Genomic DNA, 17,900 nt, shown 5'->3' with positions numbered 1-17,900 from the left:
TGATATCATTGTTTATTTTGTCATTTATCTCTTATTGACAAGGAGTTGGTCATGTCGTGTTCGACCGTGTCGTTAGTTACAGCGTCGTGCAGTTTGTTGTTGTTTACTTTTGGCCTAACAAGTCAAGCCCATGCCGATAATATGAGTGCACTTATTGCTCAAAAATCTGCTCAGTCTAATACCAGTATTCGTTATAACTCGTCAGTACCCTCTGCCAAAGTCAGTACTCGCTCTACCATTCAACGTGCTGGCACACATCGCTCAAATCCTATCAATATTCAAACAACGACCAATACCGTTTATTCAAACAATAATGTGTCAAATATAACCAGTAATGGCAATTCGCCAACGATTAATACCGCTTATCGTTATCCTGAGGTACAGCGTCAAATACCTGCGGTGCTACCAGCGTTTTTGTCCGGTAACTATGATAATGTCGACAGTGAGCATTTACCGCTCTTAAGCACGGCCGAGATGCAAGGCAGTCTGGCTGTGCGTGAGGTAATCAGTACAGCACGTAAGATGACGCTAAATGAGCGTGCGATTGTTCAAGGCGGTTGCTGGGATTATCTTAATGCTGTGTTCAAACGGGCAGGGGTGTCTCGTGATACCATTCATAAAGGCACGTACGGTCAAGGCCCTTATGCCAGTAGTGATGAGATTGAAGCGGGCGATTGGCTGTACTATATCAATCATGGCTATAATGGTGTTGAGCATAGTGGCTTGTTTGTAGGCTGGGTTGATGAGCGTGCTAAGCAAGCGCTCATACTGAGCTATGCTGGACAAAACCGACGTGAACCCGCACGTTATCGGGTTTATGATTTAAGCAATGTTTATCAAATCATGCGTCCTAGCGTGTAGTACCAATTCCAAAAATTCCGCATGTCTAAAAGCGTGAGTATCAGAGCTATAGTCACTTAGTTAACGAGAAAGAATAGCAAATAAAAAAGCGTCTGCCACTTCTATCAGTGACGGACGCTTTTTTTGCAAATTGGGGTGGTACTCTATATAAATCAATTAATTAAGTTTTAGAAGGGTTTTACCACCGCTAAAATCACAATAATAACCAACGCAAAAACGGGTACTTCATTAAACCAACGCCAAAATTTATGTGATTTATAATGCGGGTTGTCTATCAGTTTTTTGCGGTAAAAACCACACGCACCATGATAGCCAGACAGTAGTACTACCAATAGCAGCTTAACATGTAACCAGCCTTGGGTTTTGTAAACCTCCCAGCCCATTCCCAACATCCACAGACCAAAGACCCATGTGGCTATCATCGCTGGGGTCATGATACCGCGATAGAGTTTGCGCTCCATAATGGTAAAGCGCTCATGGCTGATGCTATCGTCGCTCATCGCATGATAAACGAACAGGCGCGGCAAATAAAATATCGCCGCAAACCAGCAGACCATCGAGATAATGTGTGCCGCTTTAATCCAATTAAAATAATCTGGCATGATCGTCTCTCTTGTGTGTATTCCAGCTTATTAGTGCAGTAAATGATGCTGGCAAGCTTAGCGCAGATTACCCAATAATAGTAGTGTCATACAAAGTACAAAAACTACTCTGCCAATACCACTTGCGATTGATGACCGCTCATCGCATCCATGACGGGTACTTGCTTAGGCGCTCTGGGTGCAGCAAACTGCTTTGTTAGACCAAGCTCACGCATGAGTCTGTCGTCACCTGATTGACTGGCATTGCCTGTGGTCAATAGCTTATCGCCATAAAAGAATGAATTGGCACCTGCCATGAATGCCAATGCTTGCTCAGAGTCGGATAAGCTTTCACGTCCAGCAGACAGCCGAACATAACTGGTCGGGCAGCAAATACGTGTCACAGCGATAGTACGTATCCACTCAAGTACGGAGAGCTGACCCTCTGCAATCACTCGATCTCCAATTGGTGTCCCTGCAATAGGAACCAATAAATTGACAGGGATAGACTCAGGCGCTTTTGGCATTTTGAGCAACTCATGTACCCAATCAATACGATCGTCGCGACTTTCGCCCATGCCCACGATATTACCACTACAAACATTGATGCCTGAGTTGCGGACATTGGTAATTGTGTCTAAACGCTCATCATAGCTACGCGTACTGACCACTTGCTCATAATAACTGCGCGAGGTATCTAGATTGTGATTGTAATAATCCAGTCCTGCATCTGCCAGCTGAGTCGCTTGCTCAGTGTCAAGCATTCCAAGCGTCATACAAGTTTCAAGCCCTAACGCCTTCACTTCTTTGACCAGCTCAACCACATAGGGCATGTCTTTAGCGCTCGGATGTTTCCACGCCGCTCCCATACAAAAACGTGATGAACCAGTGGCTTTGGCACGTTTAGCGGCAGCAATTACTTTGTCAATCTCTAAACGTTTTTCTGCCTGCAATTTGGTGGTATCGCGGTGATGGCCCGATTGTGAACAGTAGCCACAATCTTCAGGGCAGTTGCCGGTTTTAATAGATAGCAAAGTGCTGATTTGAACTTCGTTGGCAGTAAAATGCGCTCGATGAATCGTTTGCGCTTTTAATAACAAATCCATCAAAGGCAAGTCAAACAGTTGGGCGATATCTTCACGGCTGTATGTACTGGTGGTTTGTTGATCTGTATTCATAATGTCTGTTGTTAGGCTGGCCAAAAAATCATTGTTGGTGTTATTTTGATTAATAATTTGATTATCAGATGAGTCAGTGGGGTTACTGGCGTTAGGTTCTGAGATGCTAAGTAATCCTGCCATGATATAAGTCCTTTTACAATAATATTAAACGGTATCAGATAAATCCAAATACTTTGGTCTATTGTCATTTTTAAGATAATAAAAAGGTTGCGGTATAGTATAACGCAACCTTTTTGGAAAGTCAGAACACTAGGATATAGTATTTATAGCTATTCAATCATTAGACTGGGTTTATTTACCCAGTTTGTGCTTGGCGACACCAATCCAATGGTTGGCAAATTTCTGTGCTTTATAAGCGTATGGTTTGGCTTTTTGGAAATATGGTTGATATTCATCAGGGATCGTTGGTACGATGTGTTTGGCCAGCTTATTAAACCACATCATTAAGCTATAATCGCCCTCAATGCTCAGATTACCTTCTTGTACGGCAGTCATAAAGGCAGGAAGATCGCCTTTGGTTAATAGCTTCACACCCGTCATAGAGTCTTTAAAGTTGATAGTAAGGTCGGCTTTTTCGGCATGGCCGCTATGCTGACTAAACTCGCCATTATCAAAGTTGAAATAACGTGCAATACCAGATTCAGTACTAGCAATCTCGATTGTAACTTGACGATCAGCGAATAGCGCTTTCACGTCTTCATTTTCGCTATCAGCAAGCATAGACAAGCGGTAACCAATCACAGCCAATAGCACGTCTAACGGATCAGACTTAATATCTAGTACAGGAACAGTAAACATAATTGAACTCCTAAAAATGAGACGCAAAATAACGCGTACTTTATAACAATTTTTGTGACAAATATATAAATAGATTATAAACGATTAATAAGTCTCAATTCTTTAGTAGTTACGTAGAGAGCGTTAAGTATCTTGTAACATTGCAACAAATAAGCGTAATTACCATATAGTCAGATCAATATAAAAAGAATACAGCAGGACTGGAATAAATTTTTTGCAGCATCGAGCTGCGTAGGCACAGCAAGCAAGAAAAATTCATTCCAGTCCTGCGTCATGTATCTATTTTATTTAATATCGAGTATAGATTAATGAAAGCGTGGCTGATAATCGTCGTCATAGACAGGGGTATGTTCGATATAACGTGCAGCTTCCAATGCGCGCTGCTGCTGCACTGATTTACTGACATCCTCATAACGAAGTGCCCGATACAATACCCAACCCAACAGCGGCAACCAACTGATACCCATGGCAATGACATAGCGATGCCACTCCGATAAAGCTGACAGCATAGGACGATTTGCTAGTACGTATTGGATGGCTTCGACCGCTAGCCAATATGCCATACCACCGAATAAGTACCAAAGCAGCCAACGTTGTGATGATAACGCGAGTGCCACCACCAAGCCTGCCAGTAAGCCATAACCCAGCACTGTGGCACTGCTCCACGTATCGACACCAATAACAGAAAATATAGTCAGTAACATCATTCATCTCGCTATTCATAAGGTGAATTCCAATAAGGCTATTATGAGAGCTTGCTGAACAAAGCTAAAGGGGGGAGAGGCGACTTTGCGACAACCGTTGACGTTTGATTTTTTAGCGTATTTGAGGATTTTTTAGTACAGATTTTGAGACTAAGTACCGCAAGATTGGGCACTGATTTTTATAGTTAGGTTGATATAAAAAGAGTCGGCGGACTGGGATATATTCTTTAAAATTTATCCCAGTCGTACAGAGCTAGCTATATATTGATTTGATATGGGGTTGATGGTATCTGAGATTTTGAGAAAAATACTTTAAGGATACTTCTTATAAAATCAGCTGCGACGGTTGCCCCACCAAGACAACAACGATACCAGAACGGCACCCAGTAGCATCAGGCCAATTGTGATTAACCAATGCGGACCAGTAGGATATTGCCATGGCATCACGTTAGTCACTGCTTCACTGTTTAGAGCGCCTAACGCGTCTACTTTCCACGGCCACACTTTGACCAAAGAACCGGCGATAAAGCCTGTCAGTAACGCCAAGGTTGCTTGATAGTAGCGTGATAACAACCATTTAAGGGCGCGAGTAAATAGCAACAGCCCAGTTACCATGCCAGCCATGACAGTCAAGATGATCGAAAAATTGAGGGTGTGTACCGCTTCTAGTACCGTGTCGTAAGCGCCCAATAGCAATAGGATAAAAGACCCCGATATACCGGGCAATATCATGGCACAAATGGCTATTGCTCCTGCAAAAAACAAATACGGCAAACTTGGCGTGGCCGTCAGTAAAGGCAAGCTGCTAACAATCACTGCAAAGACAAGTCCAACGGCGAATAGTACCGCCCGTCCTATATTCCAGCGCTCAATTTCACTCAACAGTATCAAGACTGTGGCGACCACCAAGCCAAAAAAGAACGACCAAATAAATAGTGGCTCATTGTCTAGCAGGTACTTGATGATACCCGCTAGCGTGGCAAAGCTGGTGGCAATCCCTAGCAGCAGGAACAGCAAAAATGTCGCATCAACTTGGCGCCAAACAGCCATTAGTCCTTTGAGACCGCCTTGCTGCCGAAATACTTGCCAAAGATTGGGGCCGATACTACTCAGCGCATTAATCAGGCGCTCATAAATACCAGCAATCAGCGCAATGGTACCGCCAGAGACGCCCGGCACGATATCTGCTGCGCCCATGGCCATACCTTTGATATAAACACCAAATAACTGCTTTGGCGTATCTCTCGTCGTAAGAGTGGTATCTTGATCCAATGGCTGTGGCGCTGACGGCTCGTTTGGAAGTGGTGGTTGTGGTACCGTCATGGACAGTCCTTCATTATCTAATAATAAGTGTTGAGGGTTAATACCAATGATCAAAACGTAATTTGGCTTATGTTTTGGTTTGTACTCTGATTTTGAGCGCTTAGTGATTACTGAGTAGGCGCAAGCGATGGATAACCAAGGGCATAAAGCGTGCCCTCAAGCCCCGTCACATTGACAGCCGCATCTGCTCTTGCTTGGACGATTGGCTTGGCACGGTAAGCGACGCCTAAATCAGCAATAGTCATCATCGGTAAATCATTGGCACCATCACCAATGCAAACGACTTGTGACATCTCAATCCCCAAACGCTGAGCCGTATGCTCGACGATAGCGGCTTTTTTGGCACCATTTATGATGGGCAACTGTACATGTCCGGTCACTTCACCTTCTTCGATATCTAATGCGTTGGCATGCACTTCATCAATACCCAACTGCTCAGCGATATAACGCGCAAAATAAGTAAAGCCGCCTGATACCAGCACCGTATGATAGCCCAATGCTTTTAGCGCACTGATCGTGGTGCGAGCCCCTGTTGATAGTGTTAAGCGACTGCATATGTCATCAAGCACGTCGGTTGAGATACCTTTTAATAACGCCACACGCTGCGCGAATGACTCATCGAATTCCATCTCACCGCGCATTGCCGCTTCAGTGATCGCTGCGACTTCCTCACCGATACCTGCAGTTTTGGCCAGCTCGACGATGACTTCTTGTTCGATTAAGGTTGAATCCATATCAAAGCAGGCAAGCTTATGAGTGCGTAACATATGACCGACGGATAAAATATGACAATCGACGACATCTAATTTGTCGGCACTGTTGGTGTTTTTATATTCTTCGGTTAAATCACGACGTAAGCGTGTCGTCAGCTGGTCATCGATAATGTGAGCGGCTGCGGTTTTTTTGCCAGGATGCATGAGCGTATCAGTCACTGGCACCAGCAAATAGCGGAATACTTGCGATTGCGTAAAAGGCAGACGCTGTGCGCCTCCTGCCATGGGCTCTGTATCCGCAACGGTGATATCGACAAAGCTTGCATCGGTATCTTCTGTGACAGTGACCAAATGCCAGCTTGGCTGCTCATCTACCCAAGATTGCACATATTGATGAATATCAAGCGTTGACACTTTGTTAGGTAGTACGACAATTAGGGCAAAAACAGGCAGAGACTGTAGCGCATCAAAATCTTGCAAATTGGTATCGTCAGGTAATAGTGACGCAATAGAATCGACGGCTTGTTGCCATGCTTTGCTGTCTTTTGGTAACGAATAAGATGTATTGTTTGGCATGGCTCAATTGTCCCTTGTATGCTTATATAAGATTAGGAATAATACCAGTTTTACTGGGCAGCGCCTATAGAGGACACGCAAAGTATCATGGTTCACTAAAAACCGCTATTGTCACTCAAAAAGCAGATAAAATTGAATAGCTTTATTGTGATAAATTTATAAAGTTGCTAACGCTACAAGGTTTATTATGGTGATATAGTGGAGAGAATGGGCTGAGGAGATGAAGGGTGTCAGTGGTCGAGCCAATTTAAAAAGATGCCGTGCTACTGGTATGAATTTTTCGCAGCATCCCAAAATGCGTCCGCTTATGTTAAGTAGTTGTCTTTTGAATAACCGTTTTGTAGTACCGTTTTTTTTAACTTAGCCAAAAAATGAGCCATAGCCTTGTTTTTTAATTTCTTTTATCTAAAAAAGTTTACCATATCATGACGTATTTAGCGCCGCGGCAAGGGTTGTTTGCCATTATTCTTCTGGTTAGTTTTTGTTTGCAAACTCTGCTATTGGTCATTAGTACAGATCAGCAGCTGAGCGAAAGTCGTGCGTTAAAAGGCGAGCAGATGGTCGCCCAGCTGATTGATGAAGCAAGGTTGTCTCTAGAAAACAAAGACCGTGTCAGTCTCAGCGTTATTGCCAATCGCTATACCAGCGAACAAGACGTCACACGGATTTTGATTAAAGACAACAATGATGAAATTTTGGTGCCTGTTGGTAATGCACCTATGCAGCAAGGCGAGACCATTCGTCAAATTGCAACCAAAGGCGATGCCGTAATCGGCAGCGTAGCCTTGACTTTGAAGGATGTGAGCAAAGGTGAGATTATCGCCATGCAGTGGCCGTTTGTGATTGGCACCATGCTACTGCATTTATTACTGTGGTTCATTTATGGCTACCTTGCTCGCCCAACCAAAGAGCAAATCAATGCCTTAAGCCGCGAGATTCAAGATTTGCATCGTGAGCAGTATCAGCAAATCGATCAACGCCGCTACGATCATGAAAGCCGTTCAACCGACTCCATAAATAGTGCAAGCACTGGCAACTCCTCTGAGCATAAGACGGGCGACGATTCATCTCATGTACGTAAGCTTGATGTCCATAATGAAGTCAATCAATATTTAAGAGCACAGCAGCATCAAACGGTAGCGAGTGATGCTACAGGTGTTGTTGCCAGCACTGACGAAGATGCGGCTGACGTGCGAGCAGCGGATCGTCAACAAGATCAAATAAGCGGTGCTAACAGTAGTAACCAAAAGCCTAATAGCGCTCCTAGATTGTCCGCCACACGGTCATTTGACAGTGTCAGAGTGCACATTGTGTTCCATGACGAATTTAATATGCTTGAGCGTCTCGCACCCGCTCAGCGCTTACCTTATTTGGCATTATGTACACAGCTATTAAACCAAGCCGTCACCGAGCTCTTTAAGCAACCCTTGTTGCTGGGTGTGAGTGTGATGAATGAACCACGCTTTGAGGGCAGTGGTGCTAGCGTGTTGTTAAAAGCGGACAATAGCCATGCAAAAGTCGCGTTAGCAGGCGTGATGCTTGGCAAATTATATTTAATGCTGAATAAAATCATCCACGATAAACACATCGAACTCTCACGCTTTGCGCTACCGGCAAAAGCGGGCGTCAGCGATGATGCACAATCAGAGGTAATGACTCAATTGCTAGACAGTATCGGCAAAAAAGAGCAAATGCTGATTTTATTGCCGAATGCAGGTCTCAAGCAAATCAGTCACCATGTACAAGTGCAGAGCATCATGCGCCCAACGACTGTCTATGAACGCGAATGTGCGATATTCGATGGCGGTAATGACGCAATGATTCAGCGTTTGGCAGACGTTCGTAATGCCGTGTTAATGATTGAAAATGAGCAAGAGTCACCCAGTTAACCCTACTTATTTTCAATTATTTATATACAATTGTCTGTTATATTGTCCATATTGTTTTTTTGGTATTGAACACAAAACCTCTTACCGTGATAAAAAGGATTGACAACGCTCAATAGAGACTTTATAAGGCATATATATATTGATGTATTATTAATCCCTTTGCCAAAAACGACAGGAGTTTTTCATGAGTGACGCTGATATTGACGATGATTTTGATGACGATTTTGTCGACGATGATGATGCAAAGATGGTAGAAGAGGCCGAAACAAGTGTGCGTACACGCTTGAGCAGCCTTGAGAAACGTCGATTAATCGACAATTTGTTAGAAGAAAAACGTCTGGCCAAAGAGCTAAAAGATGATCTAGATGATATCGATAACTTCGACGAAGATGGCGATGACTGGGATGATGATCTTTAGTGGTTAGCGTTAACTTATAATAGGGGTTATAGAGGCTAAAGTGTTTGAGCCGACTAAAGCTCTTTATTGATAGATATTTATTGGATTGTGTTAAGCTAATGATATCTTGTTTGGTGACTTTTACGGTTGCTAGCAAGCCCTTCTGTTCAATCGTTCTTATTTTATAACGGTTGTTTGGCTGTTTTGTCCAAATGACCTTTATTTTCAGATTATCCGCTATACGGCATTTAACCAATCGTTTGTGGTGAGTGACGCACTCTCTCAAGGACAATAACAATATGAGTAACCCATTAAGTTTCGATGAATTACTAGACTATTTGGACAATCAAGAGAGCCAGTTTGTGCTTGATAGTGTTGCCGCTCACGGCTTTTTGACAGCCACTGTGATTGGGCGTCCGTTGCCCAACTGGATGGATGCACTGTTTGAAGGTCATGTTAGTGAGATTCCAGACAATGTCATCGATGGTATCAAGCGCTGGCGCGATTCTATTATGGCTGAGCTAAAAAACGAGACGCCTATTGAATTGCCGTTTGGTGAAGATGCGGGTGACGAAGAGGTGGCGGTCGATTTTTCAGATGAGTCGGATATCGTCGCTTGGTCGATCGGTTTTGTAGATGCGATGTATGGTGATGAAGCCAGCGATTGGTTTGAAGATGAAGAAACCGCAGAAGATGTGGCAGTATTGACCTTGCCGATGATTGTATTGAGCGGTATTGATGATGAAGATCCAGAGCTTGCTGAGATGCGTAAAGATGAAGATAAATTGGTGCAAATGGCCAATAGCATTGAAGGCAATTTGACAGAATTGTTTTTGTTGTTTCATACCAATGATTAGCCACTGAACTGATGAGCGGCGCTGACTGATCCCCATTTGGTTCGTTATGAGCGCGCTGTTTAACGCTTTTTGAATCATCCTATTAAGTCACCGACAAGGGCGTACTATGACTGTGCAACTCTCCAACCTTGAGCACTTGCCTAACTATCAAATCACCGAGCGCCTCGATGTGGTGTATGGCAGTACCGTGCGCTCAAAGCATGTCGGCAAAGACTTGTTTGCTGGCCTAAAAAACATCGTCGGTGGTGAGTTGACGGCTTATACCGAGCTGCTAGAAGAGTCGCGTCAAGAAGCAATAGATCGGATGATTGTCAAAGCCGAAGCACTCGGCGCGGATGCCGTCGTTGGTCTGCGCTTTTCGACCTCTAGCATTGCGCAAGGCGCTTCTGAGCTGTTTGTTTATGGTACGGCTGTCAAAGCTATCCCTATGCAACCGCAGTCTTATCAAAATCCGCCAACGAATGGTCATCAACAATCTGACCAGTACCCGCCGACTCAAACCCCAGCGCCTGTGCCGACTGATGATTTGCCACGTTTCAATCCTTTTGGTTAATTAACCGAATTTCAAAGCATTGATGCTTTTTTATGATAAGAGACGTGCCATGAATAACTCCCTCACTCAATTTCTTATCAACTATGCGCCGTTTGTTTTATTATTCGCCGCTGGTTGGTTTTTTGGGTCGCGTCATGAGCGTCAGCATTTAGCGCAGCTGCGCGTTGCAGAGCAAGAGCTGGGTCATATTATTGTCTCAAGCGAGCGTTTTTATCGCCCCAAACTTGCGGCTAATAGCGAGGGCGAATTGGTACTGGGCAGCGTTGTCATTGCCCAAGATTATTTTAAAATGATTATCGCTCGGGTATTAAGTTTGTTTGGCAAAAACTTAACCACTTATGAGACATTGTTAGATCGTGCTCGCCGTGAGGCTATCGTGCGTATGCGTACTGAGGCCAACGCTAAAGGATACACGCATATCTATGGCGTACGCCTTGAGGTTACTAATATCAACCAATTGGGTAGCATGGTAGAAGCCATTGCTTATGGCACAGCGGTCATCAGTATCGACAGTGCTGGCTCTGCTATAGCTCATTCCAAATCCTCTATTTAGACCTTCTGCTTAAATGTTCACCCGCATATTCTTTACGTATTTTACAAGACAATATTTCATATTTGACTGGCGAGTAGTTGAATAAAGCAAATAAAGAGACTTTCACAACGATATACTGACTTTCCTTGTTCCAAAATTATGGTGGGACGTGTACCTCGTTGTCCTGCGAAAATAGTACGGTACAAGACATCGGATGATAAAAAATATTGGATGGTACAAAAAAGCATCACACAAAAACGCTGATGACGTTGATGGCTTTTACCTAAAATAATCAGCAGGATTGGCTGATTAAGCATCACGGCATTGTCATAAATCGACCCAAAGAAGGGTCTTATCTACATGGATGTAGCTATGGAAAGTCTTGAGATAGTCACGTTAGTAAATTCAGTTGTCATTCCCATTTGCCTATTTTTAATCATGATGGGTATGGGTCTGACCCTCGTCGCAAACGATTTTAAACGCGTTCTAAAATACCCAAAAGCCGTTGGTATTGGCTTGACCAATCAGCTATTACTGTTGCCTATTATTGGTTTTACGTTGGCAAATATCATGCCGCTAGAGCCTGAATATGCTGTCGGCGTTATGTTACTGGTCTTATGTCCAGGCGGCACAACTTCCAACTTATTTACGTATCTTGCCAAAGGTGATGTGGCGCTATCGGTTACTATGACGGCGATTGCCAGTGTTATCACGGTATTTAGTATCCCTGTCGTTCTGAGTTTTTCATTGATTCACTTTATGGGGGCAGGGAGCGAGTTTCAATTGCCCGTCTTAAAGACGGTGCTTACCTTGGTCTTGCTGACGATCATACCTATCAGTGTGGGCATGTTGATCAAACGCTTTGCACCTAGGGTCGCGGACAACTCACAACGATATGTGTCTAGATTTGGCGTTATATTTCTGGCCTTTTTGGTGGCTTTTTTGAGTTATGTGCAAAGAGACATCATCGTTGAGGCCTTTTTGGCCACAGGGCCGGTCTCTTTATTATTGAATGTTTCAACCATGGCGCTTGGTTATTACAGCAGTAAATGGTTTGGGTTGAACTTAGCACAAAGAGCCTCAGTGACATTAGAAGTCGGCTTACAAAACAGCACGTTGTCGATTTTCATGGCACTGACGTTATTGGCCAATTATAAAATGTCATTGATGCCCGCCATTTATACGCTAATCATGTTCTTAACCGCAGGTATTCTAGTCAGGGTTTTCAGCGCCAAGTATAATAAGCTAAAAAAATCTGAAGTGGAAAGTGGTATTTTGGCCGCGCGTAGACTTTAGGTACATGTGAGTAAAATAAGTAAACTATTGAGATAAATCGTTTAAGCAGGAACTCCCAGAACAAGTTTAAGGTTTTACGCTTGTTTTGGGATACAGGTGCGTTTATTGCTAGCGACTGTATCGTGAAATACTAAAGACGAGAATCATCTATTTTCGTTTTTGTCTCTGCTGTTTGCTCTTTTACTTTTCTGATTTCAAATAAAAAGGTACGGTTTTTGAGTACCGCGACGAACACCACACCGCCTATGGTGTTGCCTATCAATACCACTGCCAAAAACAATAAGTAACGCCAAAAACTGACCGTATTACCATATAGCAGAGCCGAAAATATCTCGATATTGCCAACGATACTGTGATGCAAACCCAAAAAGCCAATACTACCCGTAATCAGGCTGACCAAAACGATACGGCTCAGTGTGTCGCGTGCCGAGGTGACAAGCCATGCAGTCATGCCCATCATCCAACCTGCCAATATGGCGCTACCAAATATCACCCACCACCTAAATCCCAAAATATGCTCGGCATAAGCGTCAATATCACTCGCGCTAAACAGCTGCATGTTTAAGCCCAAACCCACCATCAAAGCGGCAAATAAACAACCACCGACGATGTTGCCCGCGATGACAATGCCCCAAAGACGCAGCAGTTTGGTTAAAGGTTCGATGCCATTGAGGACAGGCAGGCTCAAAAGGGAGGTTTGCTCGGTAAATAATAGCGACTGACCAATGACCACGACGATGAAGCCAATCGGATAAAGCAAAGAGGCGAGTACAAGCGCGTAGTGGCTGGGCAATACGCCACTGAGCAGCGCAAAAGCGGACAGAATCATAAAGAAGCTGATACCAATCTCAAGCCCTGCTGTAAAGGCACTGGTAAATAGTGACCCAAGCGAGCGCTCAAACGTCTCTTTGGCATCCATTACTTGCTCAACCAAAATGCTGGCGTAGCTTTTTGCTTGACTCATATTGTCATCATTGGCGACCTTCTTGATGGTCTCTCGGTCTTGTTGGCTGATCTCTTCAGAAAAATCCTCGTCTTTTAAAGTCTCAGTTGTATCAATGCTGCCTAGAGTGGCGCTGTTGCTGTTTGATATGTTTCGTCGATCGTTCTCGTTATCTGCAAGTCCATCTTTAGCGCTACACTCACGATTGTCAGCATCAGTCATGAGCCGCTTGTCCACTATAGTATCAGACTGAGAGTTGTTTTTATGCTCGGTATCTTGGGACACGGTCGGCTCGCTGTTGGTCAGAGGGTGATTTGAATACTTTTCGATACAAAGGTATTGTCTGTATTTCATCGCATAGCTAATATTTTATCGCATGGCTCAGCTATGTTCTGTTGAAGATTTAGCCTATTGGGGTTATTAATTATTCCATACCGTTTTTCCAGCCTGATAAATTGCCTTAACCTCTAACAAAATCTGGCCATCTGCGTTAAAATCACGCTATTAATCATTTTCCTCATTTATTCACTTATGTGTTTGACCACATTCATTATTAACAAAAGACCATTTCATTATGAGCAATCCTGAAAGCACAAATACCAAAACCAACCTAACCCAATCGATTCAAGCGGCTTTGAATCAACTAGAAAACGCCTACAACCCTGCGGAAGTTGAAGAAGGCATGTATCAAGGTTGGGAAGAAAGTGGTTATTTCAAACCAAGCTTTGACAAAGACGAGTCGTTTTCTATTGCGCTGCCACCGCCCAATGTCACCGGCTCACTGCATATGGGACATGGGTTTAACAATGCGATCATGGATGCGCTCACACGTTATCACCGCATGGATGGCGACAATACGCTGTGGCAGCCGGGTACGGATCACGCAGGTATTGCCACGCAAATGGTTGTTGAGCGTCGTTTGGAGGCGCAAGGCATCAAGCGCCGTGACATGACGCGTGCAGATTTTATCGATAAAGTGTGGGAATGGAAAGAAGAGTCGGGCGGCAATATCACCAGCCAAATTCGCCGTTTGGGCAGCTCGGTTGATTGGTCACGTGAGCGCTTTACCATGGATGACGGTCTGTCCAATGCGGTCAAAGAAGTATTCGTTCGTCTATTCGATGACGGTTTGGTCTACCGCGGTAAGCGTTTGGTGAACTGGGACCCTAAGTTCCAAACCGCATTGTCTGATTTAGAAGTAGAAAACCATGATGAAAAAGGTAGCCTGTGGCATTTCCGCTATCATTTCACTGACAAAGACCTGATGACTCAAGATGGCAAAAACTATCTGGTCGTAGCCACCACGCGCCCTGAAACCTTGCTCGGTGATACTGCTGTTGCAGTTAATCCTAGCGATGAGCGTTACGCGCATTTGGTCGGCAAAACCATTACCTTGCCAATCACTGGTCGTGTTGTCCCTATCGTCGCTGATGACTACGTTGAAAAAGACTTCGGTACGGGTTGCGTGAAAATCACCCCAGCACACGACTTTAACGATTATGAATTGGGTCGTCGTCATAACTTACCGTTGATTAATATCCTCGATGAACACGCCAATATCTTACCAGCCATGGAAGTCTATCCTGACCTGCAAACCCGTGAGCCAGAGTTAGAAACTACGCCGAGCGACCATTTAGGTAACAGCTATGCAGGACTTGAGCGTTTTGTCGCGCGTAAACTCCTTGTTGAGCAAGCAAGGGATCAGGGCTGGCTAGAAGACATCGAAGACTACGCCCTCAAAGCCCCGCGTGCTGAGCGTGGCGGTACGATCGTTGAGCCGTGGTTGACCGATCAGTGGTATGTCGCGGTCAAAGAGCTTGCCAAGCCTGCGATTGATGCCGTAGAAGACGGCAGCATTGAGTTCGTCCCTGCGCAGTACAAAAACATGTATATGGCGTGGATGACCGATCTACAAGACTGGTGCATCAGCCGTCAGCTGTGGTGGGGTCATCGTATCCCTGCATGGTATGACGATGCCACTGGTGAGATCTACGTGGCGCGTGATGAAGCGGAAGTGCGCACTAAGTACAGTCTCAGCGACGATGTGAAATTGCGCCAAGATAATGACGTGCTCGATACGTGGTTCAGCTCTGGTCTATGGACATTTAGTACGCTTGACTGGGCGGACGTGAATGCTGATCCACGCGTGATGGACACCTTCCACCCAACCAGCGTGCTCGTGACAGGTTTTGACATTATCTTCTTTTGGGTTGCACGCATGATCATGATGACCATGCACTTCGTGAAAAACGAAGATGGCACGCCGCAAGTACCTTTTAAGACCGTCTATGTGCATGGTCTGGTACGTGATGGCAACGGTCAAAAAATGTCAAAATCAAAAGGCAACGTCTTAGATCCGATTGATCTCATCGACGGTATTGAGCTAGAAGCGCTGGTCGAAAAACGCACCAGCAACATGATGAACCCAAAAGACGCGGCCAAGATCGAAAAGCAAACGCGTAAAGAGTTCCCAGAAGGCATCCCAGCTTACGGTACGGACGCATTGCGCTTTACTTTTACCTCATTAGCCAGTACCGGCCGCGATATCAACTTTGACCTAAAGCGGGTCGAGGGCTATCGTAACTTTTGTAATAAAATCTGGAATGCCAGCCGTTTTGTCCTCATGAACTGTGTCGATGGTGACAGCAATGCCAAGCCTATCGACCAAGCGGCAAACCCTGACGTTTGGGAATTACCAGAAAAATGGATCATGAGTCGTCTTAACTCTAGTATCAAAGACATTCATCAGCATTTCGCTCAGTATCGTCTAGATATGGTCAGTCAAGATATCTATGAGTTTATCTGGAACGAGTACTGTGACTGGTACGTTGAGCTTGCCAAAGCCAGCCTAAATGATGACTCGGTATCGGATGAGCGCAAAGCGCAAATCCGCTATGTACTGCTGCACGTGCTCGAGACGGCACTACGCTTCACCCATCCAATCATGCCGTATCTGACTGAGCAAATCTGGCAGACCATCGCGCCGCTACTCGGTCGTAAAGATACCGATAGCATCGTGATCGCTGACTATCCACAAACCGATGACAGCCAGATCAGTGAGCAGGTTGAGGCGGATATGGCATGGCTACAAGAGCTGATCGCGAGTGTCCGTAACATCCGTGGTGAGATGAAACTGGGTAACGCGGTACGTCTGCCAGTGCTATTACAAAATGTCTCTAGCGATGAAGAAGCGCGTCTATCACGTATCAAAAACCAGTTCAAAGCGCTTGCCAAAGTCGAGAGCTTAGAGATCGTCAAAGAGGGCGATGAGGTGCCACTGTCGTCATCAAGTATGGTCGGTCAGCTGCGTGTACTCGTACCAATGAAAGGTCTGATCGATCCAACGGCTGAGCTGGCACGTCTGGGCAAAGCGCATGAAAAGATACAAAAGCAGGCCGATGGTATCGCGCGTAAGCTCGGTAATGAAGGCTTTGTGAGTAAAGCGCCTGCGGACGTGGTCGATGCTGAGAAGGCGAAACTGGCTGAGCTAGAAGGGCAGCTTGCGGCGATGACGGCGCAGATGGAAGAGTTGAAGGCGTTATAACTGGGTAATTTTATTGCTAATAAAGTTGCTAAGTATATTTGCATAATACCTTTCGGGTAGCTATAATGAAATTACAACTCACCCTTAGTATCTAAAATTAAGTTTTTAGCTTGCATAGGGCAAAAAACCGTTACAGTGTCATGCTGTAGCGGTTTTTTTATATCGACAAAAAAGTTAGGCGATTAAACTTGAAAACCAATGTATATATTGATGGCTATAACCTGTTTTATGGCTGTCTAAAGCACAGTGATGATAAATGGTTGGACTTATATCATCTATTTGCAAATCGTATTATTCATGCACAAGATCCAAATGCGGTGATTGAGACTGTCTACTTTTTTACCGCAGATATTAAGTCGAAAATATCAACGCAAGGAGAAGCCGCCCAAAACGCTCAGCAATCCTATCATAGGGCATTGCAAAAAATGTATCCTAATAACGTGAAAATTATAAAAGGGTATTATGCGCTAGAGAAGGGTAACTTGCTCAGATACAAACAACCACCTGATAAAAGTGACCGTGTTGAAGTATGGCGTCTGGAGGAAAAGCAAACTGATGTTAATATCACATTGACCGCTTACCGAGATGCGATACAGAACAAGGCAGAGCAAGTGGTCTTTGTCACCAATGATACCGATATTGAGCCAGCGCTTAAAGCACTACGAGAAGATATGGGAGATACAATTATTATTGGTATCATCATTCCCATACGTTCTAATAGTCGTCGCCCACAGAATGAGAGGCTAAGCAAATATGCAGACTGGACGCGCTCGTATATTACCGATGATGAGCTAGCAGACAGTCATCTGCCTGATAAAGTGCCTACCGCAAAAAAACCAATTCTAAAGCCTGAGTATTGGTAAATCTTGTATTTTTTATGACTTATTTCATAACCAAAACAACTAAAGGCTAGGCAATGAAGGCTGTGTCAGTAAAGCATCTGCGGAAGTGGTCGATGCTGAGAAGGCGAAACTGGCTGAGCTAAAAGGGCAGTTGACGGTGCAGATGGAGCAGTTAAAGGCGTTGTAATTTAAAAGTAGATATCTGTATTAGCAAAGAACGCTGTCACGACTGTGATGGCGTTTTTTATTATCTACTGGTTAGTTAACTAATTAATTCTTAGGTCTGAAAAAACTGAATATTTGTGTGCTA

The 17,900-nt window shown here is 44.4% G+C and carries 16 protein-coding genes and 1 pseudogene; 10 read left to right on the top strand and 7 right to left on the bottom strand.

What is annotated here, in order from left to right; genetic code table 11:
• The first annotated feature begins 51 nt into the window (after positions 1 to 51).
• Positions 52 to 861: a hypothetical protein gene (locus M917_RS13450; protein ID WP_021815433.1), complete on the top strand. Its 810-nt coding sequence runs from the start codon at positions 52 to 54 to the stop codon at positions 859 to 861.
• A 167-nt stretch (positions 862 to 1,028) separates the two neighbouring features.
• Here M917_RS13450 and hemJ read toward each other — a convergent pair whose 3' ends face one another.
• The 6 genes from hemJ to serB all read right to left on the bottom strand — a co-directional run bounded on the left by hemJ (position 1,029) and on the right by serB (position 6,737).
• Positions 1,029 to 1,463 carry a protoporphyrinogen oxidase HemJ gene (gene hemJ / locus M917_RS13445; RefSeq protein ID WP_021815432.1) on the bottom strand — a complete coding sequence of 145 codons (435 nt, stop codon included), beginning with the start codon at positions 1,461 to 1,463 and terminating at the stop codon, positions 1,029 to 1,031.
• A 104-nt stretch (positions 1,464 to 1,567) separates the two neighbouring features.
• Positions 1,568 to 2,620, bottom strand: a complete 1,053-nt coding sequence (bioB, locus tag M917_RS13440) for a biotin synthase BioB (protein ID WP_200861777.1) — start codon at positions 2,618 to 2,620, stop codon at positions 1,568 to 1,570.
• Positions 2,621 to 2,914: 294 nt separating this feature from the next.
• Positions 2,915 to 3,421 carry an SCP2 sterol-binding domain-containing protein gene (locus tag M917_RS13435; protein WP_021815430.1) on the bottom strand — a complete coding sequence of 169 codons (507 nt, stop codon included), beginning with the start codon at positions 3,419 to 3,421 and terminating at the stop codon, positions 2,915 to 2,917.
• 305 nt (positions 3,422 to 3,726) lie between these two features.
• Positions 3,727 to 4,128, bottom strand: coding sequence for an AciT family ciprofloxacin tolerance protein (aciT, locus tag M917_RS13430; protein WP_021815429.1), 402 nt, complete (start codon positions 4,126 to 4,128; stop codon positions 3,727 to 3,729).
• A 330-nt stretch (positions 4,129 to 4,458) separates the two neighbouring features.
• The gene (locus tag M917_RS13425; RefSeq protein WP_021815428.1) at positions 4,459 to 5,448 is read right to left on the bottom strand and encodes a DUF368 domain-containing protein; all 990 of its coding nucleotides are present in this window, start codon (positions 5,446 to 5,448) and stop codon (positions 4,459 to 4,461) included.
• 107 nt (positions 5,449 to 5,555) lie between these two features.
• Positions 5,556 to 6,737 (bottom strand): phosphoserine phosphatase SerB, encoded by a 1,182-nt coding sequence (gene serB, locus M917_RS13420; RefSeq protein ID WP_021815427.1) that lies wholly within the window; start codon positions 6,735 to 6,737, stop codon positions 5,556 to 5,558.
• Positions 6,738 to 7,162: 425 nt separating this feature from the next.
• Between serB and M917_RS13415 the strand changes: the two genes are divergently transcribed.
• From M917_RS13415 to M917_RS13390, 6 genes are all read left to right on the top strand, one after another.
• Complete coding sequence (locus M917_RS13415; protein WP_021815425.1) at positions 7,163 to 8,626, top strand: hypothetical protein; 1,464 nt, start codon at positions 7,163 to 7,165, stop codon at positions 8,624 to 8,626.
• A 184-nt stretch (positions 8,627 to 8,810) separates the two neighbouring features.
• Positions 8,811 to 9,044, top strand: coding sequence for a PA3496 family putative envelope integrity protein (locus M917_RS13410; RefSeq protein ID WP_021815424.1), 234 nt, complete (start codon positions 8,811 to 8,813; stop codon positions 9,042 to 9,044).
• A 278-nt stretch (positions 9,045 to 9,322) separates the two neighbouring features.
• On the top strand, positions 9,323 to 9,880 hold the full coding sequence (locus tag M917_RS13405; RefSeq protein WP_021815423.1) for a YecA/YgfB family protein: 558 nt from the start codon (positions 9,323 to 9,325) through the stop codon (positions 9,878 to 9,880).
• A 106-nt stretch (positions 9,881 to 9,986) separates the two neighbouring features.
• On the top strand, positions 9,987 to 10,433 hold the full coding sequence (locus M917_RS13400) for a YbjQ family protein (protein WP_021815422.1): 447 nt from the start codon (positions 9,987 to 9,989) through the stop codon (positions 10,431 to 10,433).
• A 49-nt stretch (positions 10,434 to 10,482) separates the two neighbouring features.
• Entirely contained in the window at positions 10,483 to 10,986 is a 504-nt protein-coding gene (locus tag M917_RS13395) for a YbjQ family protein (protein ID WP_021815421.1), read from the top strand.
• Positions 10,987 to 11,325: 339 nt separating this feature from the next.
• Positions 11,326 to 12,261, top strand: a complete 936-nt coding sequence (locus M917_RS13390) for a bile acid:sodium symporter family protein (protein ID WP_227500840.1) — start codon at positions 11,326 to 11,328, stop codon at positions 12,259 to 12,261.
• Between the two features lie 130 nt (positions 12,262 to 12,391).
• Here the strand turns inward: M917_RS13390 and M917_RS13385 are convergent, their stop codons facing one another.
• Entirely contained in the window at positions 12,392 to 13,489 is a 1,098-nt protein-coding gene (locus M917_RS13385) for a formate/nitrite transporter family protein (protein WP_040642882.1), read from the bottom strand.
• Between the two features lie 289 nt (positions 13,490 to 13,778).
• Between M917_RS13385 and M917_RS13380 the strand changes: the two genes are divergently transcribed.
• The 3 genes and pseudogenes from M917_RS13380 to M917_RS14610 all read left to right on the top strand — a co-directional run.
• Complete coding sequence (locus M917_RS13380; RefSeq protein WP_021815418.1) at positions 13,779 to 16,748, top strand: valine--tRNA ligase; 2,970 nt, start codon at positions 13,779 to 13,781, stop codon at positions 16,746 to 16,748.
• Positions 16,749 to 16,936: 188 nt separating this feature from the next.
• Positions 16,937 to 17,611 carry an NYN domain-containing protein gene (locus M917_RS13375; protein ID WP_021815417.1) on the top strand — a complete coding sequence of 225 codons (675 nt, stop codon included), beginning with the start codon at positions 16,937 to 16,939 and terminating at the stop codon, positions 17,609 to 17,611.
• Between the two features lie 55 nt (positions 17,612 to 17,666).
• Positions 17,667 to 17,777: pseudogene (locus M917_RS14610) on the top strand (hypothetical protein); the annotation flags it as partial.
• Positions 17,778 to 17,900 lie beyond the last annotated feature (123 nt).

The organism is Psychrobacter aquaticus CMS 56, assembly GCF_000471625.1.
GTDB classification, from domain to species: domain Bacteria; phylum Pseudomonadota; class Gammaproteobacteria; order Pseudomonadales; family Moraxellaceae; genus Psychrobacter; species Psychrobacter aquaticus.
This window is presented reverse-complemented; position numbering and strand designations above follow the sequence as displayed.

Bases quoted from the DNA above. Each gene is read 5' to 3' on its own strand.
- bioB (WP_200861777.1), bottom strand. From the start codon at position 2,620: ATGAATACAGATCAACAAACCACCAGTACATACAGCCGTGAAGATATC.
- serB (WP_021815427.1), bottom strand. From the start codon at position 6,737: ATGCCAAACAATACATCTTATTCGTTACCAAAAGACAGCAAAGCATGG.
- hemJ (WP_021815432.1), bottom strand. From the start codon at position 1,463: ATGCCAGATTATTTTAATTGGATTAAAGCGGCACACATTATCTCGATG.
- M917_RS13390 (WP_227500840.1), top strand. From the start codon at position 11,326: ATGGATGTAGCTATGGAAAGTCTTGAGATAGTCACGTTAGTAAATTCA.
- M917_RS13450 (WP_021815433.1), top strand. From the start codon at position 52: ATGTCGTGTTCGACCGTGTCGTTAGTTACAGCGTCGTGCAGTTTGTTG.
- aciT (WP_021815429.1), bottom strand. From the start codon at position 4,128: ATGATGTTACTGACTATATTTTCTGTTATTGGTGTCGATACGTGGAGC.
- M917_RS13380 (WP_021815418.1), top strand. From the start codon at position 13,779: ATGAGCAATCCTGAAAGCACAAATACCAAAACCAACCTAACCCAATCG.
- M917_RS13425 (WP_021815428.1), bottom strand. From the start codon at position 5,448: ATGACGGTACCACAACCACCACTTCCAAACGAGCCGTCAGCGCCACAG.
- M917_RS13395 (WP_021815421.1), top strand. From the start codon at position 10,483: ATGAATAACTCCCTCACTCAATTTCTTATCAACTATGCGCCGTTTGTT.
- M917_RS13400 (WP_021815422.1), top strand. From the start codon at position 9,987: ATGACTGTGCAACTCTCCAACCTTGAGCACTTGCCTAACTATCAAATC.
- M917_RS13415 (WP_021815425.1), top strand. From the start codon at position 7,163: ATGACGTATTTAGCGCCGCGGCAAGGGTTGTTTGCCATTATTCTTCTG.
- M917_RS13410 (WP_021815424.1), top strand. From the start codon at position 8,811: ATGAGTGACGCTGATATTGACGATGATTTTGATGACGATTTTGTCGAC.
- M917_RS13405 (WP_021815423.1), top strand. From the start codon at position 9,323: ATGAGTAACCCATTAAGTTTCGATGAATTACTAGACTATTTGGACAAT.
- M917_RS13435 (WP_021815430.1), bottom strand. From the start codon at position 3,421: ATGTTTACTGTTCCTGTACTAGATATTAAGTCTGATCCGTTAGACGTG.